General features: G+C 72.7%; 26 protein-coding genes. 8 read left to right on the top strand and 18 right to left on the bottom strand.

What is annotated here, in order from left to right; translation table 11 throughout:
* Positions 1–11 precede the first annotated feature (11 nt).
* From M4J07_RS17720 to M4J07_RS17740, 5 genes are all read right to left on the bottom strand, one after another.
* Complete coding sequence (locus M4J07_RS17720; RefSeq protein ID WP_255972985.1) at positions 12–1,643, bottom strand: MFS transporter; 1,632 nt, start codon at positions 1,641–1,643, stop codon at positions 12–14.
* Between the two features lie 191 nt (positions 1,644–1,834).
* Positions 1,835–2,281: a VOC family protein gene (locus tag M4J07_RS17725; protein ID WP_255972987.1), complete on the bottom strand. Its 447-nt coding sequence runs from the start codon at positions 2,279–2,281 to the stop codon at positions 1,835–1,837.
* A gap of 76 nt (positions 2,282–2,357) precedes the next feature.
* Positions 2,358–3,725 carry a Fic family protein gene (locus M4J07_RS17730; protein ID WP_255972988.1) on the bottom strand — a complete coding sequence of 456 codons (1,368 nt, stop codon included), beginning with the start codon at positions 3,723–3,725 and terminating at the stop codon, positions 2,358–2,360.
* Positions 3,726–3,839: 114 nt separating this feature from the next.
* Positions 3,840–4,127 carry a hypothetical protein gene (locus M4J07_RS17735; protein ID WP_255972990.1) on the bottom strand — a complete coding sequence of 96 codons (288 nt, stop codon included), beginning with the start codon at positions 4,125–4,127 and terminating at the stop codon, positions 3,840–3,842.
* Positions 4,128–4,140: 13 nt separating this feature from the next.
* Positions 4,141–4,806, bottom strand: coding sequence for an SMI1/KNR4 family protein (locus M4J07_RS17740; protein WP_255972992.1), 666 nt, complete (start codon positions 4,804–4,806; stop codon positions 4,141–4,143).
* 141 nt (positions 4,807–4,947) lie between these two features.
* Here M4J07_RS17740 and M4J07_RS17745 point away from each other — a divergent pair, with 141 nt between their 5' ends.
* Positions 4,948–5,730, top strand: coding sequence for an SDR family NAD(P)-dependent oxidoreductase (locus M4J07_RS17745; protein WP_255972994.1), 783 nt, complete (start codon positions 4,948–4,950; stop codon positions 5,728–5,730).
* Positions 5,731–5,748: 18 nt separating this feature from the next.
* Here M4J07_RS17745 and M4J07_RS17750 read toward each other — a convergent pair whose 3' ends face one another.
* The 3 genes from M4J07_RS17750 to aac(6') form a co-directional block, all read right to left on the bottom strand.
* Complete coding sequence (locus M4J07_RS17750) at positions 5,749–6,567, bottom strand: STAS domain-containing protein (RefSeq protein WP_255972996.1); 819 nt, start codon at positions 6,565–6,567, stop codon at positions 5,749–5,751.
* A gap of 112 nt (positions 6,568–6,679) precedes the next feature.
* Positions 6,680–7,081, bottom strand: a complete 402-nt coding sequence (locus tag M4J07_RS17755) for a response regulator (protein ID WP_255972998.1) — start codon at positions 7,079–7,081, stop codon at positions 6,680–6,682.
* Between the two features lie 130 nt (positions 7,082–7,211).
* Complete coding sequence (gene aac(6') / locus M4J07_RS17760) at positions 7,212–7,685, bottom strand: aminoglycoside 6'-N-acetyltransferase (protein ID WP_255972999.1); 474 nt, start codon at positions 7,683–7,685, stop codon at positions 7,212–7,214.
* 60 nt (positions 7,686–7,745) lie between these two features.
* Between aac(6') and M4J07_RS17765 the strand changes: the two genes are divergently transcribed.
* Positions 7,746–8,483, top strand: a complete 738-nt coding sequence (locus tag M4J07_RS17765) for a phosphotransferase family protein (protein ID WP_255973001.1) — start codon at positions 7,746–7,748, stop codon at positions 8,481–8,483.
* Positions 8,484–8,522: 39 nt separating this feature from the next.
* Here the strand turns inward: M4J07_RS17765 and M4J07_RS17770 are convergent, their stop codons facing one another.
* The 3 genes from M4J07_RS17770 to M4J07_RS17780 all read right to left on the bottom strand — a co-directional run bounded on the left by M4J07_RS17770 (position 8,523) and on the right by M4J07_RS17780 (position 12,311).
* A complete protein-coding gene (locus tag M4J07_RS17770) occupies positions 8,523–9,176 on the bottom strand; it encodes an HAD family hydrolase (protein ID WP_255973003.1) in 654 nt (217 codons plus the stop codon).
* Between the two features lie 79 nt (positions 9,177–9,255).
* Positions 9,256–11,607: an ABC transporter permease gene (locus tag M4J07_RS17775; RefSeq protein WP_255973004.1), complete on the bottom strand. Its 2,352-nt coding sequence runs from the start codon at positions 11,605–11,607 to the stop codon at positions 9,256–9,258.
* Positions 11,604–12,311, bottom strand: coding sequence for an ABC transporter ATP-binding protein (locus M4J07_RS17780; protein WP_255973005.1), 708 nt, complete (start codon positions 12,309–12,311; stop codon positions 11,604–11,606). The genes M4J07_RS17775 and M4J07_RS17780 overlap by 4 nt, the downstream gene beginning before the upstream one ends.
* Positions 12,312–12,526: 215 nt before the next feature.
* Between M4J07_RS17780 and M4J07_RS17785 the strand changes: the two genes are divergently transcribed.
* Positions 12,527–13,840: a sensor histidine kinase gene (locus tag M4J07_RS17785; protein WP_255973006.1), complete on the top strand. Its 1,314-nt coding sequence runs from the start codon at positions 12,527–12,529 to the stop codon at positions 13,838–13,840.
* Entirely contained in the window at positions 13,837–14,523 is a 687-nt protein-coding gene (locus tag M4J07_RS17790) for a response regulator (protein WP_255973008.1), read from the top strand. Before M4J07_RS17785 ends, M4J07_RS17790 begins: the two co-directional genes overlap by 4 nt.
* Positions 14,524–14,625: 102 nt before the next feature.
* Here M4J07_RS17790 and M4J07_RS17795 read toward each other — a convergent pair whose 3' ends face one another.
* Positions 14,626–15,150 carry a hypothetical protein gene (locus tag M4J07_RS17795; protein ID WP_255973010.1) on the bottom strand — a complete coding sequence of 175 codons (525 nt, stop codon included), beginning with the start codon at positions 15,148–15,150 and terminating at the stop codon, positions 14,626–14,628.
* A gap of 2 nt (positions 15,151–15,152) precedes the next feature.
* Entirely contained in the window at positions 15,153–16,397 is a 1,245-nt protein-coding gene (locus tag M4J07_RS17800; RefSeq protein ID WP_255973011.1) for a molybdopterin-dependent oxidoreductase, read from the bottom strand.
* Between the two features lie 116 nt (positions 16,398–16,513).
* Here M4J07_RS17800 and M4J07_RS17805 point away from each other — a divergent pair, with 116 nt between their 5' ends.
* The 3 genes from M4J07_RS17805 (at position 16,514) to M4J07_RS48265 (ending at position 19,895) form a co-directional block, all read left to right on the top strand.
* Positions 16,514–17,911: a hypothetical protein gene (locus M4J07_RS17805; RefSeq protein WP_374215054.1), complete on the top strand. Its 1,398-nt coding sequence runs from the start codon at positions 16,514–16,516 to the stop codon at positions 17,909–17,911.
* 254 nt (positions 17,912–18,165) lie between these two features.
* The gene (locus M4J07_RS48260; protein ID WP_255973013.1) at positions 18,166–18,816 is read left to right on the top strand and encodes a GAF and ANTAR domain-containing protein; all 651 of its coding nucleotides are present in this window, start codon (positions 18,166–18,168) and stop codon (positions 18,814–18,816) included.
* 113 nt (positions 18,817–18,929) lie between these two features.
* Positions 18,930–19,895, top strand: coding sequence for a helix-turn-helix transcriptional regulator (locus M4J07_RS48265; protein ID WP_255973015.1), 966 nt, complete (start codon positions 18,930–18,932; stop codon positions 19,893–19,895).
* Between the two features lie 46 nt (positions 19,896–19,941).
* Here M4J07_RS48265 and M4J07_RS17820 read toward each other — a convergent pair whose 3' ends face one another.
* The 3 genes from M4J07_RS17820 to M4J07_RS17830 form a co-directional block, all read right to left on the bottom strand.
* A complete protein-coding gene (locus tag M4J07_RS17820) occupies positions 19,942–20,604 on the bottom strand; it encodes a hypothetical protein (protein ID WP_255973016.1) in 663 nt (220 codons plus the stop codon).
* 31 nt (positions 20,605–20,635) lie between these two features.
* The gene (locus tag M4J07_RS17825) at positions 20,636–21,403 is read right to left on the bottom strand and encodes a class I SAM-dependent methyltransferase (protein WP_255973046.1); all 768 of its coding nucleotides are present in this window, start codon (positions 21,401–21,403) and stop codon (positions 20,636–20,638) included.
* A gap of 118 nt (positions 21,404–21,521) precedes the next feature.
* The gene (locus M4J07_RS17830) at positions 21,522–22,697 is read right to left on the bottom strand and encodes an epoxide hydrolase family protein (protein WP_255973018.1); all 1,176 of its coding nucleotides are present in this window, start codon (positions 22,695–22,697) and stop codon (positions 21,522–21,524) included.
* Positions 22,698–22,841: 144 nt separating this feature from the next.
* On the opposite strand from M4J07_RS17830, the gene M4J07_RS17835 reads away from it, so the two are divergent.
* Entirely contained in the window at positions 22,842–23,429 is a 588-nt protein-coding gene (locus tag M4J07_RS17835; RefSeq protein WP_255973020.1) for a CGNR zinc finger domain-containing protein, read from the top strand.
* Between the two features lie 31 nt (positions 23,430–23,460).
* Here M4J07_RS17835 and M4J07_RS17840 read toward each other — a convergent pair whose 3' ends face one another.
* Together M4J07_RS17840 and M4J07_RS17845 are read right to left on the bottom strand one after the other, a co-directional pair.
* On the bottom strand, positions 23,461–24,570 hold the full coding sequence (locus M4J07_RS17840; protein ID WP_255973022.1) for a hypothetical protein: 1,110 nt from the start codon (positions 24,568–24,570) through the stop codon (positions 23,461–23,463).
* Between the two features lie 28 nt (positions 24,571–24,598).
* Positions 24,599–24,790 (bottom strand): hypothetical protein, encoded by a 192-nt coding sequence (locus tag M4J07_RS17845; protein WP_255973024.1) that lies wholly within the window; start codon positions 24,788–24,790, stop codon positions 24,599–24,601.
* Positions 24,791–24,815: the final 25 nt, after the last annotated feature.

Genomic DNA, 24,815 nt, shown 5'->3' on the forward strand with positions numbered 1-24,815 from the left:
GACGACAGGCCCTAGCGCTCCCCACCGGCGGGCACGGGCTCCCCCACGGGCTGCTCGCCGGTGGCCCCGTCCTGCGAACTCCCCTGTGCGTCCTGGCCGTTCGCGGCGTCTCCCCTGGCGCTCTCGTGCAGGTCCCTGGTGCGGATGAAGAGGAAGCCCACGAGCGAGCCGACGACCGCGAGGGCCGCGCACACCAGCATCACGTCGGTCAGTCCGTCCACGAACGCGGTGCGGGCCGCCGCTTCGAGGGCCGGTGCGAGCCCGGCCGGTGCGCGGTCGATCGCCTCGGCTCCGCCGCCCGCGGCGACGGCGTCGCCGAACTCATGGGCGGAGGCTCCGAGTTGACGACCCGCGTCGGACTGGGCGAACAGATCGCTCACCCGGCCCTGGAACGCCGCTCCGAAGCCGGCGATCCCGATCGCGACGCCCACCTGCTGGAACGTCTCGTTGATCCCCGAGGCCATGCCCGCCTTGTCCGGTTCGACGACGGCGATGGACAGCGACGCGCGCGGCGGATTGAACAGCCCCATGCCCAGACCGATGCCGAACATGCTCGGCAGCAGCGCCGTCCAGGGCGTGTCCGGGCCGGTGAGGGCGACGAGGCCGAGGCCGGTCGCGATGAGGGCCAGGGAGGTCCCCATCAGCAGCCGCTGCGGCACCCGGGTGGTGAGCGAGCCCGCGATCGCGGCCGCGACGAACAGCGTGCCCGTCAGCGGAAGGAACCGCAGGCCGGTCTCCCACGGCGAGTAGCCCAGCACGTTCTGCACGTACGAGACGAGGAGGAAGATCGCCGACATCGTCGCCGCGGCGCAGACCAGGGTCACCACCGACACCCCGTTGAACGTCACGTTCCTGAACAACGCCAGCTGGAACATGGCCCGTTCGCCGCGCTGCCGCTCCACGACGGCGAACACGGCGAGGAGGACGGCGGAGGCCGCGAACATCCCCAGGATGGGCGCGCTGCCCCACCCTTCGTCCTCGCCCCGCAGCAGCGCGAGGACCAGCAGGGTGAGCGCGCCGGTGAAGAGCACCATGCCCCACCAGTCGACGGCGGAGGCGGCCTCCGCGCGGGACTCGCGCATCCGCAGCCCGCTCACGGCCAGGGCGAGCAGCCCGACCGGGACGTTCACCAGGAAGATCCAGCGCCAGCTCAGCCCATCGGTGAGGGCGCCGCCGATGAGCGGCCCGAAGGCGATGGACAGTCCGACCACACCGCCGAAGATCCCGAAGGCCTTGCCGCGGTCCTTGCCCTGGAACTCCTGCCCGATGAGGGCCGGCCCGACGGCGAAGAGCACGGCCCCGCCGAGGCCCTGGACGCCTCGGGCCACGGACAGCACGGCGACGTCGTTCGCCAGGCCGCAGGCCAGTGACGCCAGCAGGAACACGACGAATCCCACGTTGAAGACCCGCTTGCGGCCCAGCCGGTCGGCCAGCGAGCCGGCCGTCAGGAGCACCGCCGCGAGCCCCAGCGCGTAGGCGTCGAGCACCCACTGGAGCGAGGTGAAGCTCGCGTCGAACGCATCCCTGATGTCGGGCAGCGCCACATTCACCACGGTCAGGTCGAGCAACAGCATGAACGTGGCCACGCACACCACGGCCAGGGTCCAGCCCCGACCGCCGGTCGACGTCGTTCGTTCGGACATCGTTCCCCCGAAATCTTAACGATCTAGAACTCAAATCATCGGCATTCCCGACGATTGGAGAAGCTACGAAGTCCCCGGAGGCGTGTCAATGGAGGCCGTGCGTCTCGGCCATGATCCGACCGGATTCCGCGCCCGGCCCCAACTCGGCTGTGGGTGCGTGCTGTTGGCGTCCGCCGTCGATGGCGACGCGGTCAGCTGTCCTGCGAGAACGCCTCGGTCGTGAGCTTCTGCAGTTCGGCCGTCGGGACGTCGCGGAGGTGCTGCGTCAGGCCCCATCGATGGCCGAACGGGTCGAGCAGCTGCCCCTCCCGCTCGCCCCAGAAGGCGTCACTCAATGGCCGGATCACGGTGGCTCCGGCCTCGACGGCCCGCTGCCAGGCCGCGTCGACGTCGTCGACGTGCAGGTAGACGGCCCCGTACGTGCCGCCGAAGTGCAGCGGCCCGAAGGACTCCAGTTCGGGGAACTCGTCGGCCAGCATCAGGGTGAGCGCGCCGATGCGGACCTGGACGTGGATCAGCCGGCCGCCGGGGACCACCAGCCGGGTGAGCTCCTCGGCCCCGAACGCCCGCTGGTACCAGGCGGATGCCTCGTCCGTGCCGCGCGCGGTGAGGTGCAGGGTGTGCGAGGTGAACGTCATGATCTGCCCTTTCCGGGTTCGGGCCCGAGCCGGCTCGGGCCGCCTTGCCCCTACGACAGATCAGGGCCCCCGAATGTCAGCTCGACGCCGGCCGCCGCACCCCCGCGATGTGCAGGCCGACGTAGCGGGTGAGGCTCAGGGCGTCCTGCGCGCTGCCGGCCTGGAAGGCGACGCGGCGGAGGAGGGAGACGCTGTCGAGGGTGACGCCTTCGCGCGCCAGGACGTAGACGAGGGCGAGGAAGGCGGAGCGGGCGTTGCCGTCGTCGAAGGGGTGGAAGAAGCAGACGTCCAGGTAGGCGCGCGCGGCGCGGGCGGCCAGGGCGAGGGGTGCTCCGTGGTCCTTGGCGCTCTCGTGCAGACAGGCGTCCAGGCGCTCTCGGGTGTCCGCGGCGATGCCGTAGCGTTCGCGGCCTTCCTTGGCGAACGCGGGCAGAGTGCGGAACGCGGGCGGCTCAGGGGCGTCCAGGACGTGCCGCTGCCACGACCGGAGCAGCTCGAAGTCGAGCCGGGTGCCGCGCGCCGCGTCGGCGCGGAGCAGGTCGAGTGCGGTGAGCAGGCCCTGGGCGCGGGCCGGGTCGAGGGCGGCGTCGAAGGCGCGGATGTCCTCGGCCGCGCCGTCGCACACCGCCGTCACGGGCTCTCCCTCGTCCGGGTCGGCGGGTACCTCGGACCAGGTGACAGCACCGCGTACCGCGAGCCATTCCTCCAGGTGGTCGGCGGCCCGATCGGACGACGGCCGCGGCCGGTCGTCCGCCGGCAGCAGCAGCGCGAGGCGCTCGGAGACGTCGTCGATCACCACGGTGTCGGGTTCCGTCCAGCTGTGGAACCGCCCGCCGACGGCCGACTCGACCAACTCCCGCGCCACGTCCGGGTCGACTCCCCACCGGGTGAGGAACCAGCTGAGCACCTGTCGGCAGTGCGCGTGCCAGCCGCTGCCGCAGCCCGTGCGGTCGGCGACCCGCTCGATCAGTCTCCTGGCGGCGCGCTCCCACAGGATCCGCTGGTCCTGTACGGCGGCGGGGTCCAGGGGGTACGCCTCGAACGGCGCGGCGAGGCCCTCCAGCCATGCCCGCCACTCGCACAGCGCGGCGACGACCCGGTCGAGCGTCTCCTCCGGTGTGGTGATCGAGTCCCGCGGGCAGCACCAGCTCCCGACGGGCCCGCCGTCGAAGTCGCCTTCGTCGTGCGCCCACCGCCAGCCCGCGGCCCACCGGCCGTACCGCTCGATCAGCGCGTACGTCATGGCATCCGCCCACAGCTTGCCGTCGCCGAAGCTCCAGGCGCTCATCGCCGGATCGGCCACGGGGACATCGGGGCGCCGCGGTACGCACCGGGCCGGGCCGAGCAGGCGTACGTCACGAGCGGCCGTGCCTGCGTCGAAGGGATGCCGGGCGGGATCGACCTCGTCCCAGGTCAGCAGGCGCGGCCACAGATCGGATCTCACCCGGCCACCCTCTCCACCCACCCCGCCCCCGGACAACTGCATTTCCGCGGACGCGGCGACCGATCACGGGCCACCGATCACGGGCCACCGATCACGGGCCACCGGCCACCGGCGCTACGAACCCGCCGCGTCGATCGCCCGTTCCGTGGCGGCCGCCGCCTCCGCGAGTGCGCGGACGACGAGCAGCGCCGTCGCCTCGTCGCGGATCCCCGACGGCTCCCCCTGCTCCACGAGCATCTGCGCCGCCGCGTGGGCCGTGTCGCGCGCCAGCGCGAACTCCCCCAGGACCAGGTCCCGGCCGATCGTCTCCACCAGGGCGTCGAGATGGGGGACGACGTCGTACAGGGTCTGCTCGCCCGCCCACGGGGCCTCGCGAGCGGTCGGGTGCTCAGGCTCAGTCACGGGATTGATCTTCTCAGGGTCGCTCGGCCGCGTCACGCAGCCAGCCGGTGTACCAGCGGGCGAACGTCAGGGGTCGGCCGTCGTCGTCGAGGAGCGGTTCGAGATCGACGTCGTCCACGCGGCGGTCGGACCAGACCGTACCGCGGTGCCGGCCACTGATGACGAGCAACTCCCGCTGGGCGCAGCCCAGATGACAGATGGTGACGGCGCCGACGGTGCGCTCCGGGGCGAACATCACCGCGTCCCAGCGCTCGTCCCACGCCTCGATGGCGTCGTCGAAGTCCTCGATGACGTCGAAGTCCTCCTCCTCGGGACGCTCGGACAGCAGGGCGTCGAGCAGTTCGGGGTCGGGCCCGTGATCGGGGAACGGCTCGGCCAGTCGGGACAGGTCGGTCATGTCCGCGCCATCCCCTTCCCATCGCCAGCGTTCCTGGATGCGGCGCACCGGGAAGAGGCCGTGCGCGGGGCCCGCGCCGCCCGCGCCGACGTGCAGCAGGAAGGTCCGGTACTCCTCCGGCAGCCGCACGCCGATCTGGGCTTCGAGTTCACCCAACTCCCCTTCGGAGAGCGGCTTCTCGAGCACCCATCCGTGCTGCGCCGCCCCGAACACCGCAGCGCCGGACCGGGCACCCGTCGCCTCGATCCGCCGTCGCACACCCGCCCACTGATGATCAGTCATGCGGCGACCGTACGCCCGGCCGCTGACAACTCCCGCCATCGATAACAAGGTTGTCGCCATTCAAGACCTACTTGCAACAGCCCTGTCGCACGTTCTACTTTCATTGCATCAACCGAGACGCAGTTCTTTACGGAGGAACTCATGGACCTGCACCTGAACGGCAAGACCGCCCTCGTCACGGGTGCCGGCCGCGGGATCGGTCTTGCGGTCGTCCGCGCGCTGACCGCCGAGGGCGTACGCGTCGTCGCCGCCGCCCGCACCGTCACCCCGGAGCTGGAAGCGTTCGGCGTCGTACCCGTCAAGGTCGACCTCGCCGACCCGGCCGGAGCCCAGCGCCTGGTCGCCGAAGCCGTGACGGCGCTGGGCGGGATCGACGTCCTCGTCAACAACGTCGGCGGCGGCGACGGCGGACTGAGCGGCGGCTTCCTCGACCTCACCGACGCCCAGTGGTCGCAGGTGATGGACCTGAACTTCCTCGCCACCGTCCGCGTCACGCGCGCCGCCCTCCCCGCACTGCTGGCCGCACGCGGCGCGGTCGTCAACGTGTCGTCCATGGGTGCACGCGTACCGCACGGCGGGCCGGTCGCCTACACGACGGCCAAGGCCGCGGTCACCGCCTTCGGCAAGGCGCTGGCCGAGGAGTTCGGGTCGCGGGGCGTGCGTGTGAACACCGTCTCGCCGGGGCCGGTCCGCACCGCGATGTGGGAGAGCCCGACCGGCTACGGCGCCGAACTCGCCGCGACGCTGGGCATCCCCCACGCCGACCTGCTGGCCGCGCTGCCCACGCAGATGGGCATGCTCATCGACCGGCTCGTCGAACCGGAGGAGGTCGCGGCCCTCGTCACCTACCTCGCCTCGCCCCGCGCCGCAGCGACGACCGGCACCGACCACCTCATCGACGGCGGAGCGGTCAAGACCGCGTAGTCGCGGGTCAACCGGATGTCAGACGAGGGCTTTGCGGGGGCGCGGCGACGACTGGTTGGCCCGGGCCAGGCTGGACAGGGCCCGGCGCTGCTCCAGGCTCCAGCGCCGCGGGCTCGCCGCGTGCACGGACACGACTCCCATCAGCCGGCCGCCCGGAGCCGTGATCGGCACGGAGGCGACGGCGGCCACGTGCTCCTCGTCCAGCACGTCCAGCGACGGCGTGCCCCAGAAAATGGGCGACGTCGCCACCTCCTCCACGAAGACGGCTGCGCGGTCCCCCGCGGCGGTGCCGCAGCTCGTCTGCTCGTCGTCGTCCGGAACCGCCTCGAAGTAGCTCAGGAAGGGCCGGTGGAGGCCGTGCTGGGCCGCGATGACCAGGGCGCGGCGCTCGGGTACGTACAGCTGGGCGTTGCCCTTGCCGGTGCCGCTGATCCGCAGGGCCGTGCTCAGCAGCTCGTCGAGGTAGGCGATGTCGTCACGGCGGTCCGGGATCCCGACGGCCGTCAGGCAGTTCTGGGCGATCTGAAGGGTGGTCGGCTCGCCGGGAAGCCGGAGCATCCGTACGACCTCGCTGTGGGCACGCTCGACGCGCACCCGCCCCGCGGTGGCCGGCCGGCAGAGCAGGTCCGTCAGCCAGTTCACCGCGGCCACCCCGCAGAAGGTGACGCGGCTCAGGTCCAGCGCCACGGCGTCCGCCTCGGTCATCAGCTGCTGCACCTCCCGGTCCACGGCGGGCACGGACGCGACGTCCAACTCACCTGCCACATGGACGACGGCGAGCTTCTCCGAACCGGTGACCTTCAACTGGACGTGCTGTGCGGGGCGAAACCACACCATGCCGCCTCCCCAGGGACGTGTGCGCGTGAGGGGATGTTAGGGCTGACAATCCGCCACTGGCGCGACCTTCTGGGTTTTCCCGAAGGTTCGCGACAAGAGGGATATGGAGCCCTCAGCGCGGCCCGGCGGTCTGCCCGCCCCTGCACATCACGTAGTTGGCCTTGACCCGCAGGGCGTTGAGGTCGATCGGCTTGCTCACGATGTCGGCGACGCCGACCTCCAGCGCCTCCGCCGTCAGGTCGTCGTCCAACCGCATCCCCGTGACCAGGAAGATCGGGATGTGGCACGTCTGGTCCAACCGCCGCAGATAGCGCGCCACTTCCATCCCGCTGAGCACGGGCATGCGCAGGTCCATGACGATCAGACCCACCCCGCCCTTCAGCACCGCCTTGAGCGCGCAGGTGCCGCTGCCGGCCCGTTCCACGGCGTGCCCGAGCGGTGCGAGGGCCGCCTCCAGGGCCACGAGTGTGTCTTCGTGGTCGTCGACCAGCAGGATCCGCGATCCGTCCGCCATGGTCGTTCACCCCCGCCGTCCGTGCGTTCTCACGTAGGGAAAAGTGTGGGCCAGTGAGGCGGCTTCCTGCTGCGATTCGCGAAGGTCGTCGGCCGATCGGTCAGGTCAGGTCAGGTCGGGTCCGGTCGGGTCAGGTGAGTTCCGCCGCGAGCAGGTCCATCAGCAGGCCGTCCTCCCAGCGACCCGTCCGGTGGTCGAGCCAGTACGCCCGCATGATCCCCACGGGCTTGAAGCCGACCTTGCCGTAGCTGCGGATCGCCGCGGTGTTCGCCGCCGCGGGATCGATGGTCAGCCGGTGGTGGCCGCGCTCATGTACCAGCCACCGGGCGAGAGTTCGTACGACGTCGGTGCCGAGTCCCCTGCCGTGGTGGCGCGCCGACAGGAAGATGTCGATCCCGGCCCGCCGGAACTCGGGATCGGCCTCCTCGTCGTACTGGACCGCTCCGATGACCTCGCCCTCGTGGACGACGGCGAGCATCTTGTCGAAGTCGTCCGGCGGCGACCACCACGCCGCGACCTCCGGCTCCCGCACGATCCCGTGCAGGATCTTTCCGTCGTCCGCCGTCACGGGCCGCAACAGGACGTTGTCCCCACGCAGTTCCATGCCCCGCAGTATTCCTGCAGTACCCCCGGCGGGCGTTGTTGCCCCGGGATACTGGTCCCCATGGATGAGGTCGAGGTCGTCGTCGCCCATTCCGAGCGCGCGACGCTGCGGGTCGGGGACGTGTTCCTGAAGGTGGACGCGGATCAGGCGCGCACGGACGTCGAGGTCGAGGCGATGGCCCTGGCGCCGGTCCCGACTCCGCGGGTCCTGTGGCGCAGGCCGCCCGTGCTCGCGATCGCCGCGGTCCCGGGGACGCCGCTCGGCCGTCTCGGCGAGCCGACGACCGCGTCGTCGGCGGCGTGGGCCGCGGCGGGCGCCGCCGTCCGTAAGGTGCACGACGCGCCACTGCCGCCCTGGTCCGGGCCCGGCGTCGGCCGGTTGACGGCGGATCTCGACGGCGAGTGCGCGTGGCTCGTCGAGAACGGCGTCCTGCCCGCCGACCTGGTCACGCGCAACCGCGAGATCGCCGGGTCCGCGCTGCGTCCCTGGACGCCGGTGTTCACGCACGGCGACCTGCAGATCGCCCACGTGTTCGTCGACGGCGACGAGGTCACCGGCATCATCGACTGGTCCGAAGCGGGCCGTGGAGACGCCCTGTTCGACCTCGCGACCCTGACGCTCGGCCACGAGGAACACCTCGACGACCTCCTCGCGGGCTACGGCGCCGCCGTCGACCTCGACGTGATCCGCGCGTGGTGGTCGTTGCGCAGCCTGCTGATCGTCCGCTGGCTGGTCGAGCACGGCTTCGACCCGGCGGCGCCCGGCTGTGAGGTGGACGTCCTGCGCTCCCGGATGTGAGCCCCGGATTCGCTGGCGCGATCGCCCCCGGAGCCCGCCCTACGCCGACAGCGTGCCGACGACGTGCTCGACCGCTGCGCCCACGTGGGCCGCGACGTGCGTGGGGCGGTGGCTCTCCTCGGTCCAGATGCGCCCGTTCGACACCCATACGCTGAGCAGGCCGAGGGCGTTGGCGCCGGCGATGTCGGCGTGCGCGGAGTCTCCGACCATCCACGCACCCGTGAGGGGCTGTCCCGCCGCCCGTGCCGCGGCGTGGAAGATCTCGGGCTCGGGCTTCTTGTGGCCCACCGCTTCGGAGACCACCCAGGCCCGGACGAGGCGGTCGAGGCCGGTGATGCGGATCTTCGACTCCTGCTGCGCGGTCGTGCCGTTGGTGACGATCACGCTCACCCACCCGGCGGCGTGGGCCTTCTCCAGCGCCTCGCGCGTCGACTCCGCCACCGTGACCCGGTCGTCGCCACCGCCGTCCAGCAAGGACTGGACGGCGGTGGCGGGCACCGCGGGGCCGTACCGGCGGTTCATCGCCGCGGCGACCTGCGCGCGAGGGGCGTAGCCGCCCTCGTCGAGGCCCCTGATCCACGTGAGTTCGGACCGCGGCAGGTCGTACGCGGCCAGGAACTCGGCGACGGCGTCGCAGAACGCGGTGTCGCGGTCGACCAGGGTGTTGTCGAGGTCCAGCAGGAGCAGCGGCATGACCGTGAGTAGAGCACGCCGCCCCTTGGTCTGCCCGGCGGATCGCAAGTCCGGTCCCCGCGGCTTCGGTTGCGCGGCGTCACTCGGTGCGCAGAGCCGTGGCGGTGCGGGCCCCGGCGGCCCAGCCGGCCGGCAGGAGGGCGCCCAGCGTGGCGATGAGCAGGCCGCCGAGTGCGAGCGGCAGCAGTTCGGGACCGTGGTAGACGGACAGGACGGAATCGGGCAGGCGCAGCCCCACGCCGTCGGCCATCGCCGGGAGGATCCGGCCGTGCAGGGCGATGCCGAGCGGTACGCCCAGGGCTCCGCCGGCGAGTCCGGTCACCACGACGGAGGTGAGCACCATGGCGACGGTCTGGCGCGGGGTCATGCCGAGGGCCTTGTGGACGCCGATCTCCCGGACGCGGTCGCGGGTGTCGAGCAGGACGCCGTTGAGCACGCCGAGCGCGGCGACGGCGACGAGCATCAGGGTGAGGATCGCGGACAGCGCGTTGAGCGTGGCGACCATGTCGCTGCCGCCGTCGGGACTGCCGGCCCGTGCGGTGGCTCCCAGGGGCGCCAACTCCTTGTTCAGCGTGGTGACGTAGCCGGTGATGTCGGTGCCCGCGGTCACGGCGACGTGATGGCTGGTGTCCGTCAGATCAGGGTGCGCGGCCGTGAGGGTGGCGGCGTCGGTGAAGACCTGCATGCCTTCGTTGCGGGGGTCGAGGACCTCGCCGACGATGCGGGCCGTGACCGGTTCGGCCATGCCGTCGAGGGTGATGGTGTCGCCGATGCGGGTGCCGGTGGCGGCGAGGAACGGGGTGGGGACCACGGCCTCGCCGGGGCCGTGGAACCAGCGTCCCGCGACCATCGCGTAGCCGCCCCAGGAGGCGTCGCCGGTGAAGGCGACCACGTCGACCGTACCGGTCACGCCGGACATCGTGGCCCGTACCGTCGACGCGCGGTAGTACCTGCCCGTTCCCGCGGTGTCCTCGACGGCCGCGGCGACCGCGGCGGGATCGGTCTTCGGCCGCTTCTTCCCGGGGACGTGGCCGGGCGGTCCGAAGTCGGGCACGGGCGCGGGCACGACGACGTCCGCCGCGTCGTGGGCCTTGGCCTTCATCACCTGCCCGAGGGAGGCGCCCATGCCGACGGTGAACGTGACGGCGACGGTGCCGAACAGGATCGCGGTGCCCATGGCGAGCGCGCGGCCGGGCCGTGCAAGCGGCCGGGTCAGTCCGAGGGCGACCGGCCGCGGCAGCGGCAGCCGTCCGGCGATCCTGCCCGCCCAACGGCCGCGCCCTGCCTGCGCGGTGCGCCCGACGGCGAGCGCGTCGACCGTCCGCAGCCGGCCGGCCCGCAGCGCACTGGTCCAGGCCGTCACCGCCACCAGACCGAGCATCCCCGCGAGCACCGTCAGGTCCACCCAGGGGGCGACGGCCAGGGACGACGATCCGTACGCCTCCTCGGCCTCGGCCAGTACGGGGACGGCGAGCAGGTGCCCGGCGAGGAGGCCGAGGGCCGCGCCGACGGCGGCGGGGATCAGCGCCTGGCCCAGGTAGGCGCGCACGACCTGGGCCGGGGTGAAGCCGACGGCTTTGAGTACGCCGATGCGGCGGGTGGCCGTGCCCACAGCCGACGCGACGATGTTGCCGACGATGAGCACCGACATGACGAGGCCGAGGGCGCCGAACGCGATGAGGAACGGGACGTAGAGGGCGGTGTCCCGCTCGGCGTTCTTCTTGACGGTGAGCCAGGACTGCCGGCCGACGGCGGCACCCCGCTCCAGCGAGGCGGTCACGGCCCGGCCGCCCGCGGTGACCTGCGCCGGGGTGTCAGCGTCCGTGAAGCGGTAGAGCATCTGGTAGCCGCCGTCGCCCGGCGCGGTGAGTGCCGGCAGTTGCGCGGGCAGCACCCAGGCGTCGGCGGTCCGTGTGACCGAGCGGGCGACGCCCACGACCGTCAGCGTCGGCCCGCCGGGCGGCTGCGAAAAGGCGAGCTTCCTGCCCAGGGTCGGGATGAGGGCGGAGTCGGCGGACACCACGATCTCGCCGGACCGGGCCGGCCACCGGCCGTCGAGCAGCGCCACCGCGTCCACGCCGTGACCGGGGCCGGACCTGCCGGCCACGGTCATCGGCCAGCCAGGACCCGCCTCGTCCGGCCGGGGAACGACCGTCGCCGTGCGGAACGGCCCGGCCGCGCCGCTGACCCCGTCGGCGGCCGCGGACTTCGCGAGCTCGGCGGCGGTCACCCGGCTCGCGTCGAACCGGACGGACAGGTGGGCGCCGTGCTGCTTGCGGAAGGCGTCCTCGAAGGGGGCTCCGGAGATCACCATCAGCGTTCCGCCCAGGACCGACGCGGCCACCGCCATCATCGTGGCGAGCCCGATCACCAGCGTCTGCACCCGGCGTCGGCCGACCCCCGCGCGCACCACCGTGCCGAGCGTGCTCATCGGGCGGCCTCCGGGGCGAGGACCGGCACCCGGACGTCCTCGGTGATCCGGCCGTCGCCGAGCCGGACCGTACGGTTCGTGCAGGACCGGGCCAGCGCCAGGTCGTGGGTGACCACGACGACGGTCTGGCCCTGCGCGTTGAGTTCCGTGAGCAGCCTGCTGACGTCCTGGCCGGCGGCCGTGTCCAGTGCGCCGGTCGGCTCGTCGGCCAGGAGCAGCGGCGGGCGGTTCATCAACGCCCGGGCCACCGCGACACGTTGCCGCTCGCCGCCGGACAGCCGGCCCGGGCGGGTCCGGGCGTGCCGGGCGACGCCGAGGCCCTCCAGGAGTTCCGCGGCCCGCCGGTCCGCGACGCGGCGGCCCGTGCCGGCCAGACGCGCGGGCAGCACGACGTTGTCGGTGACGGTCAGGTCGTCGAGCAGGTTGAAGAACTGGAAGACCATGCCGATCTTCGACCGCCGGTACCGGGCCGATCCGGCCTCGCCCAGCCGCTCCACCCGCACCCCGTCGACGGTGACGGTGCCCGCGTCGGGCCGGTCCAGGCCCGCGATCAGGTTGAGCAGCGTGGACTTGCCGCTGCCCGACGGGCCGAGGATCGCGACGGCCTCGCCGGGTTCCACGGTGAGCGACACGTCGTCCAGGGCGGGCGGACCGTCGTCGTAGCGGCGGCTCACCCCGCGCAGTTCGATCACCGGCATGGTCATGAAGGGCTCCTCGGATACGGGCGGTTGGCTGCCCGAACGCTAGGAGCGGGCCCGGCCGGACCGCGTCGCCCGCCCGGACCCCTTGCCGTACCGCGCTGGAACGACCCGCGCCCACGTCATCCCTGCGATGTAGGCGAGCGGGGTATCCGCGGCGCCCGGAATGACCACCGAGACGGACTCCCCCGGGTGCGCACGGCGACGACAATGAGCCGGTGATGAACGTACGTACGACGCTGGAGCCGCTGCGGAAGGCCGCGATCCGGACGGTCCGTGACGCCCGGACGCCGAGCGGTCCGCCGCTGCGACCCACCCGGCGGGCCTGGCAGTTCGACGTCCTGGTGGCGCTGGTCCTCGCCGTCGTCACGGTCTACTACGGCATCGACAACGCGGGCAACGTCGTCGTGCGGGAGATCGCCCCCGGCGTGGCGGTCGTCGTGCCACGCCCGTCCGGGCCCGGCGGCCTCGCCTCGATGACGGCCCTCGCGGCCGTCTCCTCCGGCGCCCTGGCGCTGCGCCGCCGCTATCCGCTCGCCGTGCTGGGCGTCGTGACGGCCGCGACCCTGGCGACGCCGCAGAGCGTCATGCGGCTGACCTTCTACGCGTTCGTCATCGCCGTCTACAGTGCCGCCGTCCACAGCCCGTACCGGGTGGCGGCGCTGACGGCGCTGTCGGTGTCGGTGCTGCTGGTCGGGACCGCCGGGAACTCGGTGACGCCGATCGTGCCCAACGAGTACATCGCGCTGCTGATCCTGGTCCCGATGGCCTTGGCCGCCGTGGGCCTGCGCACGTGGAAGCTGCGGACCGACGAGGGCCGCACCCGGCTCTCCGCCCTGGAACGCGAACAGGCGGCGGCGCTGCGCCGGGCCGTCGAGCACGAACGGGCCCGGATCGCCCGCGAACTGCACGACGTCGTCACGCACAACGTCAGCGTGATGGTCATCCAGGCCGGCGCCGCCCGCAAGATCATGAAGAGTTCTCCCGAGCAGGCCGGCGAGGCGCTGCTCGCCGTCGAGGCGGGCGGCCGGGCCGCGATGACCGAACTGCGCCACGTCATGGGACTGCTCACCCTGCCCGACGACGACACACGCGACGCGGGAGCGGACGACGGGGCGAGCACGGCCGGCCCCGTCGCGGATCTGGCCCCGCAACCCGGCCTCGACCAGCTGGAGTCGCTGATCGGCCGGGTCCGGGCCACCGGACTGAAGGTCGCCCTGACCGTGACGGGACCGCCCCGGCCGCTCCCGCCCGGCCTCGAACTCGCCGCCTACCGCGTGGTCCAGGAGGCCCTGACCAACACGGTGAAGCACGCGGTCGGCGCCGACGCGGCCGTCACCGTGGACTACGGCACCCGGCGCCTGCGGGTGGAAGTCACCGACACCGGCGGCCGGCCGGGCGCGGGCACCGGAGGGGGCCGGGGTCTGATCGGGCTGCGCGAACGCCTCGGCGTCTACGACGGAACCCTGCACACCGGCCGACGCCTGACCGGCGGCTACCGTGTGGAAGCCCTCATCCCCCTGGAGACACCGTGACCGAGCCCCTGCGGGTGCTCCTCGCCGACGACCAGACCCTGGTCCGCACCGGATTCCGGATGATCCTCGGTGCCGACGGCATCGACGTCGTCGCCGAGGCGACGAACGGGGCGGAAGCGGTCGACGCGGTCCGCCGCACCCGCCCCGACGTGGTCCTGATGGACGTGCGGATGCCCGAGATGGACGGCCTGGAAGCCACCCGGCGCATCCTCACGGACGCCGCGGACCCGCCGCGCGTCATCATCCTGACCACCTTCGACCTCGACCGGTACGTCTACGCGGCCCTGTCCGCGGGAGCCAGCGGATTCCTCCTCAAGGACGTCACGCCCGAGCATCTGACCGCGGCCGTCCGCACGGTCCGCGCCGGTGACGCCCTGCTGGCGCCCACCATCACCCGTCGCCTCGTCCAGCGGTTCACCCGGAACGGCGCCGACACCGCCGCGCTCCACCGCGACCTCGCCTCGCTCACCCCACGCGAACTGGAGGTCCTCGGCCTGCTGGCCCGCGGCCTGAGCAACGCCGAACTGGCCGCCCGGCTGCACCTGGCCGAGGCCACCGTGAAGACCCACGTCGCACGCATCCTCGCCAAACTCGCCCTGCGCGACCGCGTCCAGGCCGTCATCGTCGCCTACGAGACCGGCCTGGTCAGCGCCGGTGAACGCGAGGGCGCCGAGCAGCCGTAGCGCGGCACCGCGATGCCCGACGGGCTCCCGCAGCACAGCCGCCTCGGCCAGGACCGTGCGCAGGTCCGCCACGGTTCATGGAACACGCTCAGGACCCGCTCGTCACGGCGACGGCCGCCGCCGCTTCGTCGTCCTGCGTTCCCGCAGCACCGAACCCGCGAGCAACAGCGCGGAGCCGCCGAACAGGGCCGCGGTGATCAGCAGCCAGTGGGGCAGGAAGGCGTCCGGCGGCACTCCGGTCGCCGAGCGGTAGCGCGTGTCCGTCATCCCGCTGATCAGCGGGAACCAGACGAGCAGCAGCAGGAGGGACAGGGCCGCCGGGACCCGCACGTACCCCACCCGCGCCCGCTGTCCCATCGCGCCCGCCGCCGCGAGCAGTGCCCGGTCGGCGGCCGAGTACAGGGGCACCAGCACGAGGTCGTGCAGCAGCGCCGCCCCCGCGATCCACACCGTCACCCCGAGCCAGTCACCGTCGAGGAGCCGCACGCCCGCATAGGCGGCGAGCGCGAACGAACAGATCAGCAGGGCGACTTGAAGAGGGCTGCCGAGCGGGAGCCGGAGCACGCGCGGCACCCGGATGCGGTGGAGTGCGGCGCGTGGGTCCCGCAGGAGGTTTCTGCGATCCATGGTCAGGGCCTTCCGAACGTCAGCCGGGCCACCCACTTGGTGTTCAGCACACCGGGCGCGGCGGGCACGATGATCCGCGCCGGGTAACCGTGGTCAGGGGACAGCCGTGCGCCGTTGACGTACAGCGCGAGCAGGGAGCGCGGATCGGCGACCTGGTTGGCGCGCAGCGCCGCGTGGCGGAACGCGCCGTGCGTCTGCAGGGACTCGACGAGCACGTCCGGCGGGTCACCGTCGTGGCCGACCAGCGCCGCGAGGTCGCGCAGCCGCACCCCGCGCCACCGCTGGTCGGACGTCGACCAGCCCTCGACGCAGGCGATCGGCAGATCGGCACTGTGCCGGGCGAGTCCGTCCAGTTCCGCGTGGCTGAGCCGGACCGTGCCGCCGCGTCCCGTCACCGTCAGGCGCCAGCTGTCGGCGGCGGTGTCGGCGGTGCGGATGCCCGCGTACGCCGCTGTCTTGTTGATCTGGAAGCCGTTCGGCCCGCTGCCCGGTTCCGCGCCGCCGTGCGGGGCGAGCAGGGCCGTACCCCGCAGTCCGTCGAAGCTGCGCCCGGCGGTCGTGGCGAACAGCAGCAGTGATCCCCCGGCGACGAACCCCAGCGCACCGCGCCGGGAGACGGTCGGCGGATCCGGGTCCGGCGGCGTCGACTCCTCGCCCCCGTCGGCCTGTTCGCCCGCCCGCATGCGGCGGACGGTGCGCAGTGCGGTCGGCACCTTCAGCGCCGCGTGCGCGAAGAACGCGGCGAAGAACACCCACGCCCCGTAGAAGTGCAGCGGATAGAAGGAGCCGGGGAAGAGGTAGTCGAGCTGGACGTTGAGCACGCCCGTCGTGAACTCGAACAGTCCACCGCCGACGAGCAGGACGAGCGAGAGCCGCTCCAGACCGTGGGCGACGGAGCGCACCGGCGGCAGCTCGAACAGCTTCGGCACCACCGACCACAGCTTGGCGAGCAGCACCGGGATCAGGGTGATGCCGAGCGTGACGTGCACGCCCTGGGTGAGCCGGTACAGCCAGTACGGGTCGGTGGGCCAGGAGAACAGGTAGAAGCCGAGCAGCCCCTTGCCGGGAGTCTTGTCGTTCACCGGTGCGAGGTCCGGGTTGTACGCCGCGTACGAGAGCAGCCCCGTCACGAACACGACGACGATGCCGACGAGCAGGACGAGGCCGAGCACCGACGTGAACCGGGTGCCGCGCAGCGGGCTGCGCCAGAGTCCGGGCGAGGTGGGCAGACGGAGGGAGTCGCGCATGCTGTGACGGTAGGACGGCGACCCCCGGCAAAAGGGTGCGCGACTCATGACGAAACGCTGACGTCCGGCCCGGACGGCCGGGTCCGCGTCCTTCCTCGGCCTAGCGTTCCCCTGTGATCCGCACCAGCCGCTCCGCCCGCCCCCTGCGCTCGTCCCGTCCCGCGCCGGACACCGGCGGCAGCCGCCGGGACGTGTGCGCCGCATCGGCCGGCGCCGTCCTCGTGGTGGCCGCCGTGCTGGTCGGCCGGCACGTCGAGGGCACCGCCCACACCCTGCACGTCGGCTGGCCGCCGCTGTACGCCAACTGGCTGCCGCACGTCGGCCCCGGCACTCCGGCCGCACTCGTGGTGGCGGCGGCTGTCGTGGCGTACGGTCCTGCCCTCGCCGCGCGGCTGCGCCGGCGGACCCTGCTCGCCGTGTCCTGGGCGACGGCGACCGTCTGGATCCTCTCCCTCGCCCTCATCGACGGCTGGCACCGGGGCGTCGCCCGCCGGCTCACCACCAAGTACGAGTACTTGCAGGTCATCGACCGCTTCCAGGACATCCCCGCGACCTTGCGGGACTACACGCACCACATCCTCATCGACTCCCCCGACCACTGGCCCGCCCACACCGCGGGCCACCCGCCGGCCGCCCCGCTCACCTTCGTCCTCCTCGACCGGGCCGGGCTCGGCGGCGGCGGATGGGCGGGCACGTGGTGCGTGGTCACCGGCGCGAGCGCCTGCGTGGCGGTCCTGATCGCCGTACGGGCGCTCGCCTCGGAGGAGTTGGCGCGGCGTGCGGCGCCGTTCCTGGTCCTCGCCCCGGCCGCGGTGTGGATGGGGGCGTCGGCCGACGCGTACTTCGCGGCCGTCGCCGCCTGGGCCGTGGCCCTGCTCGCCCTGGCCGTCACCGGGCGCTCCCCGTGGTGGGCGGCGGGCGCCGGTCTCCTGTTCGGTCTGACCTGCTATCTCAGCTACGGCCTCACGCTGTTCGCCGTCATCGCGGGGGCGGTGCTGCTCATCGGCCACCGGCGCGTCCGCGAGCGACCGGTGCGGCTGGCGTTGCCGCTGCTCGGCGGGCTGCTCGTCGTCCCCGCGCTGTTCACTCTCCTCGGTTTCAACTGGTGGGAGGCCTACCGCCTGTTGGTCACCCGCTACTACCAGGGCGCGGGCGGTATCCGGCCCTACTGGTACTGGGCGTGGGCCAATCTCGCCTGTACGGTCCTGATCGCGGGACCGGCGACGGTGGCGGGTCTGCGCCGCGCCGGGGCGGAACTGCTGCCGCGCGCCGGACTCCGCGCGCGCCTCGCCGAACCCCGGATCCGCCTCGCCGTCCTGGTCCTTGGCGCACTGCTGGCCCTGCTCCTCGCCGACCTGTCCGGCATGAGCAAGGCGGAGACGGAACGCATCTGGCTGCCCTTCGCCCTGTGGCTGCTGGCCGCCGGGGCGTTCCTGCCCGGGCCGCGAGGATGGCTCGCCGCGCAGGCCGTGGTGGCCTTGGCCGTCAACCACCTGCTGCTGACCGGCTGGTGACGGGCCGACGACGGGCGAACGTCTGCAGACCTGTGCGTTTTGCGGACAGTTGACCGTCGGCCCGTCGTTTTGCGGGCGGCGCGACGGGGCCTGTGGTCGTCATGATGACGGTGGGGAGTCGGCCTGCGGCTCCGGCCCGGGATGACGGGTGCGCCCGCGGGATGGTTCGAGGGGTTGTCGTGATGTTGTTGGATGTGGAACTCGCTTCTGCGGCTGCGCGGTTGATAGGCGAAGCGGATCGTGAGCCGCACGACGTGACGAGAGTGCTGGCCACGTTCGTGGAAAGCGTCCGGCAGCTGGCAGGTGTCCCCGACGCGGCCGTGCACTACGTGCCACGGAGTGGCGGCGCGGTCCTGGCGGAGGGGACCAGCAGCGCGGTCCGGGCGCTGACGGCCGATGCCGCGGCGTGGAACGAGGGCCCGGGACCCGAGGCACGCATCGCGGACCGTCCGCTCGTCGACCTGGACGTGACGGGCACGCCGGCCCGGGTGCGCTGGCCCCGCTGGGTGCCGCGGGCCAGGGCGCTGGGAGTGGGTCGGGTCACGGCGCTGCCGCTGTCCGGTGCAGGCGCCCCGGTCGGTGCGCTCATCCTGGTCAGCGGCCCGGGACTGTCCCTGGACGAGCGGGCTCTGACGATGGTCCGCTCGCACACGGGGATGACGGCCGACGCGCTGTTCCTGCTGCGGGAGGTGGAGCACGGTCGCGCCCTGGCCGCACAGCTGCAGCACGCGCTGACCAGCCGGGTCGTCATCGAGCAGGCCAAGGGGATGCTGTCGGTCCGGTTCGGCGTCCCGCTGGACGAGGCCTTCGCCCGCCTGCGCAGTTACGCCCGCTCCCATCAGCGGAAGATCGCGGAGGTCGCCTCCGAGATCACCGAGGGCCGCGCCGAACTCACCGCGCTCTGACCTTCGGATCGGGACGGAAGCCCCGCACGGTCCACGCTCGCCGGGTAATCTATGGAGGCATATGCCAGTTCGACGGCTAGCGTGCGCCAATGGCCTGAATCGGAGTCGGAGTTGTGAGCGACGGGCCGGTACGACTCACCGAGACGCGTACGCGCTCGGGGCACGAGGCGCAGGGTCTGCTGCAGGCTGCCTACGGGCGGGAGTTCCGCGCGAGGTCACTGCCCCGCGACCGGGAGCACCACATGCGGCGCTTCGACGCGGACGCCTTCGAGTACAGCGAGATGGCCCTGCCCGCGCACTTCGAGTTCGCCAAGGAGCCGCAGGGCACTCTGGTCGTGGTGAGCATCGAGAGCGGCCAGGCGCGGCGCCGCATGGGCCGGCAGGAGGGCAACTACGCCGCGGGAGACGTCTACGTGGGCCACGTGCCGATGCAGGAGTGCTCGGGCACCGCAGCGGATGTCCTCGCATCCGCCGTCACCCTGCCCGCCGGTCTCCTCGCCCAGGCCGCGGCCACCGTCGACGCACGCCGCGTGCGCCCCTTGCGGTTCACCGGCCTCGTCCCGGCCGATCCGCAACACGCCGCCCACTGGGAACGCATGCGCGCCTACGCCGGCAGTGTCTGCGAACTCGGGGCCGACGCGGGCCCACTGCTGATCGGCCCAGCGGCCCGGCTGCTGGCCGGGGCGGTCCTCCAGGTCTTCCCCAACACGGTCGTGGGCCAGGAGCCGACCCTGCCCGACACCCGTGACGCCACCCCTTCGACGACGGCCCGCGCGACGGTGTACATCGACGAGCACGCGCACACCGACATCGGCCTCAGCGACATCGCGGCCGCCGCCCAGGTCACGCCCCGCGCCCTGCAGTCCGCCTTCCGGCAGCACCTGGACACCACGCCGATGACCTACTTGAGGCGCGTCCGCCTCGGCCACGCCCACGCCGCGCTCAAGGACGCCGACCCGCTCACCGGGGTGACCGTCACCCAGATCGCCGCCCAGTGGGGCTTCCTCCACCCGAGCCGCTTCTCCGCCGCGTACCGCGCCGAGTACGGCTGCACGCCGCGGACCACACTGCACTCCTGACGGGGCCTGTGGGTCTCCGGGGCTGCGGGGGCTGCGGGGCTGCGGGTCATCCGATCCGCTCGATGTCCGCGGCCAGATCGGCGAGTTCGACGTCCGGGTTCAGCGCGGCGACGAGCTGCCGCGTCAGGGGGCGCCCGGTCAACACGGCACGGACCGCCTCGGCGTCCACGGACGTCTCGAAGTAGTCCGACGCCCAGGCCGCATAGGCCTGCGGCGAGCGGTCGACGAGGAGCTCGAAGAGGACGTCCGCGCCGTCCGGATCACCGTCGCCGCTCTCGGGGAACCCTACGGCGCCCGCCCGCCAGGCGGTGTCGCCCGCCTCCCGCCACAGGCAGCACGTGACGGTGGGCACTCCGTCCTTCTCGCAGAAGGCCGGTTCGCAGACGTACGCGCGGAAGACGTCCGGCACCTCGTCCAGCACGCCGGGCCACACCGCGGGGACGTCCGTACGGGCCCACGGGCTCATGAGGGACTGGTGGTCGAAGCCGCGCACGTACGCACCGGCGGCCGAGAACACGATCGAGAACTCGCTGCCCGTCCCGTCGCGCATCGACGCCAGCTGCTCGCCCTCGGCCCAGTGCGCGTCGACGGAGAAGAACCGGTACTCCCACTCCGGGCTGAGCACGGCGTCCAGCGTCGCCAGGCCACGGCAGTGGTCGCGCAGCTCCTCGATGCCCGGCAGCGCCCGGGCCACGTCGTGTACGGTCACGCGACCATTCCACCGCACCCCACTGACAGTCTCAGACGTCGTGCCGGGCCGTGTAGACCGTCGCCGACATCGACGCCGTCACCGGTCCTGCTCCCAGCCGGTCCGTCATCTCCCGGGTCACCGCGGCCCGGACGGCCTCCGCATCGCCGCGAGCCGCCACCGCCGCGCTCACCGGCGTGCCGGTGAGGAACCCGGTGGCGACGGACGCCGCCGACTCCGCGACGCCGTCCAGCGTCACTACCTCCGCCGAGTCCAGCAGCAGCCCGGCGGCCGCCAGGTCCGCGGCCACGACGTCCGGATCGCTGTACCCGTGCGGCACGTCGGGCAGGAAGGTGGGCGCCCCGTCAGGGACCGCCGCCTCCAAGGCGGCCTGGAACGCCGCCCCGAAACCGTGCGAGGCCAGCGGGCCCCAGCTGCTGAACAGGAATCGCCCTTGCGGGGCGAGGACCCGGCGCACCTCCCCGTAGGCGCCGGGTCTGTCGGGGAAGAACATCACCCCGAACTGGCAGACGACGAGGTCGAAGGCGCCGTCCGCGAACGGCAGCTCCTGGGCGTCGGCCTGCCGCCACCTCGCCCGCGGCTGCCTGGCCGACCCGCACTCGACCATCGCCTCGTTCAGGTCGGTCGCCACCACCGAGGCGTCGGGCGCCCCGGCGAGCAGCTCCGACGTCAACGCCCCTGTCCCGGCGGCCAGTTCGAGGACGGCACGAGGCCGCAACGCCGCCGCCCTGGCCGCCAGATCGGCGGCGAAAGGACTGAAGAACACCGGTACCAAGTAGCGCTCGTAGGCCTCGGGCATGGACCGGGTCCACCGCCGGTTCGCATCGTCTCCGCTCACCCGGCCGACGCTACTGGGCGGGCCCCTCCGCGTCGCGGACACGGAGGCGTCGTCGTGTCGTGTCGTGTCGCGCCGGCGTTCAGCGGCCGGCGGCCGCCAGTACTGCCGCGAGACCTTCCCTCAGGTCCTCGACGAAGTACTCGGGGACCTCCAGCGAGGGGAAGTGTCCCCCGGCTTCGGGCGTGCGCCACCGGACGATCTGCCGGTACCGCTCCTGCGCCCAGGCACGCGGGTACTTCTCGATGTCGCGGGGGTACATGGTGATGGCCGCCGGGACGTCGACCCGGAGTTCGGGGTCCAGGGAGTTGTGGCTCTCGTAGTAGATACGGGCCGCCGACGCTCCGGTCCGCGTCAGCCAGTACAGGGTGACGTCGTCGAGGATCCGGTCCCGGGAGATCGTCTCGAACGGGCTGTCCTCGGTGTCCGACCACTCGGCGAACTTGTCGAGGATCCAGGCGAGCAGCCCGACCGGCGAGTCGACGAGCGAGTAGCCGATGGTCTGCGGCCGGGTCGCCTGCTGCTTCGCGTACGCGGCACGCTGGCGCCAGAAGTGGTGGGTCTCCTCGGTCCACCGGCGCTCGACCGCCGTCAGCCCGTCCGTGGACAGTCCGGGCGGCCCCTCGGCGAACGTCGTGTGGATGCCGAGGACGTGCGCGGGGAACCGGCCGGCGAGCACGGTGGTGATGTTGCCGCCCCAGTCACCGCCGTGGGCCAGGAAGGTGCGGTAGCCGAGCCTTCCCATCAGTTCCACCCATGCGGCCGCGATCCGTTCGGTGCCCCATCCGGTGGTGGCCGGCTTGTCGCTGTAACCGAAGCCCGGCAGCGACGGGACCACGACGTGGAACGCGGGCGCGTCCGCGTCCTTCGGATCCGCCAGCTCGTCCACCACGTCGACGAACTCGGCGACGCTGCCCGGCCAGCCGTGCGTCACGATCAGCGGGGTGGCGTCGGCGCGCGGGGACCGGCGGTGCAGGAAGTGGATGCCCAGGCCGTCGACGGTCGTGCGGAACTGGCCGATCCGGTCGAGGCGCTCCTCGAACGACCGCCAGTCGTACCCGGTGCGCCAGTAGTTCACGACGTCGACGAGGTCGGCGAGGGGAACGCCCTGGCCCCATCGGCCGGGGCCGGGTCCGGCGCCGTGGACCGTCTCGGCCTCCGGCAGCCGCGCCGCGGCCAGTCGCGCGCGCAGATCGTCGAGGTCGGCGTCAGTCGCACGGGCTTCAAACGCTTGCACGTCGCTGCTTGGACGGGACATGGAACCTCCTGGCCATCGCGGAACCGGCTAAGCCGGTTCTAGCACGCATCGATGGCGCCTTCAACCGGCCGGCCGAGGTGCTCCGGGAAGGCCGCAGGTCGCGGCGTCGGAAACCGGAACTTCCGCCTGGGCTAAGGTGGTTCCATGCCCGCTGCGTTCCCTGAATTCCGCCTCGGCACCGTGCTGGCGACCAGCTTCACGGGCACCCTGTCGGAGCGTCACGGCACCCCTGTGGAGCGCATTCCCACGCCGCAGCGGCTCGTCGACTGGCTGGCGGTGAGCGGCCTGGCCGTGGACTCCTGCACCACTGCCCAGCTCGAACGCGCCAGGGAACTCAGGGAAGCGGTGCACGCCGCGGCGACGGCGGCCGCGCTCCAGGAGGCACTCCCCGCGTCCGCTGTCGACGTCCTCAACGACTTCAGCGTTCGAGGCCGGGCAGCAGCCGTGCTGACACCCGAGGGAAGGCGTCGATGGCACCTCGACCCGGCTTCCTGCGTGGAAGACGCCCTGGGCGTCATCGCCGCGGACGCGATCAGCATCGTGGCGGGCGAGCGCGACGGAAAGCTGGCCCTGTGCGCGTCACCGACCTGCCGCGCGGCCTTCTTCGACAGCAGCCAGAGCCGCACCCGCAAATGGTGCGACATGAACACGTGCGGGAACCGCCAGAAGAAGGCGCGCTTCCACGCCAACCAGCGCAGGAGCGGGACCGCCGCGCGGACGAGTACCACCTGATCCGGGGTGCTGCCGCTCGTCGACGAGTCCGCTAGAAGAGACCGCGCGACGTGTACTCCGGAAGCTTCTGGAGGATCTCGTGGAGCCATCGGCCACGGGCGGCCGGCAGTCGGGCCACCGTGTCCTGGAACGTTCTCGGGTCCGCGTGGAAAAGGCAGTTGGGGCGCGGTGGGAGCGGGTCGTCGCGCAGAAGGCCGCCGGGCAGACCGCCGGAAGCGGGGATCGGCAGGTTCGGCCGGGGCGAGGTCAGCCACAGCCAGATCCCGAGCGGCAGCGGAACCAGGTGGGGCGCTGCCGTCGGGTCGGGCGGTGTCCAGGTCAGGCCCGTCTGCGGATGGGTCGGTACGAGGAGGATGTCGGCGCCCGCGTCAGGTGCGGGCCGTCCCGGACCCGCCAGCACCGCACGCCGACTCGGGCCGCCCGCGGGAAGCATGACGTCGAGGGCGCGTTGGAACACGTCGGCGGTCAGGCCGCCCGGCACCGTGACAGGGCGCCCTGCGGACGCCGCCAGCAGATGGGCGAGAGCCTTGCCGGCCGCAGCTTGCCACTGCGGACTCCATGCCCAGTAATGACCCGTTCCGTAGCGCCCGCCTCCCCACGTACCGATCGGCTCCATCGGCGGCGTGCTGTTCGCCGCCCTCACCACGTCGTCCCAGGCGAGCGGTGCGTCGGCCGCGCCGTCAACGCGTACACGGCGCACGGCAGTCGGCACCAGCCACACCGCCTGCCAGAGCGAACAGTCGTCGAGCCGCGTCGCCACCGGCAGACCGCACGCCAAGCAGGCCGCATTCGGCCCGTCCCTTCCATCGAGGCCGCAACAGGCCCCGCCACTCCGCTCCGGAACCAGGCGGGTGCCCCGGACATCACCCGGGGCGATGACGACCGCGCCAGGAGCTCCCATGGACAGGGAAAGGACCGGCGCGTAGAGACCGCGTGCCGCGGCCTCGCCCGGATCGACCTCGTCCCCCATCCGCCACGGCGGCCCCGAGGGCTCCGGGTCCACGGCAAACGTCCCCGCCTCCATGAGGACCGGGAGTTGTGCCCCGTTCCCGTAGATCTGGTGAGCGTGGACCGGAAGGGCGACCTCGGTCAACGGGGCGGTCAGCTCCGCGTCGCAGCGGGCACAGACGAACACGAACAAGGGGCCTCCGCACGAAATCGCCCTGCAGTCAGACGAACCAGACGACGAGACGCACGTTGGCCGCACCGTGCAGCTCGCTCAGCAGCCGCATCACGCTCCAGGCAGGCCCCCAGTGCGTGGCATCGCCCGCGACCTGGGCGCGGGTTCGGGTACCGCCGCCGACCGGCTGCAGGCGCGCGCCCGGCCTGCATTCGATCAATCCGTGGATCTCGGTGACCATGCCGGGATCCTGCCTCCTCTGCCGG

Source organism: Streptomyces longispororuber (assembly GCF_024448165.1).
GTDB lineage: Bacteria > Actinomycetota > Actinomycetes > Streptomycetales > Streptomycetaceae > Streptomyces > Streptomyces longispororuber_A.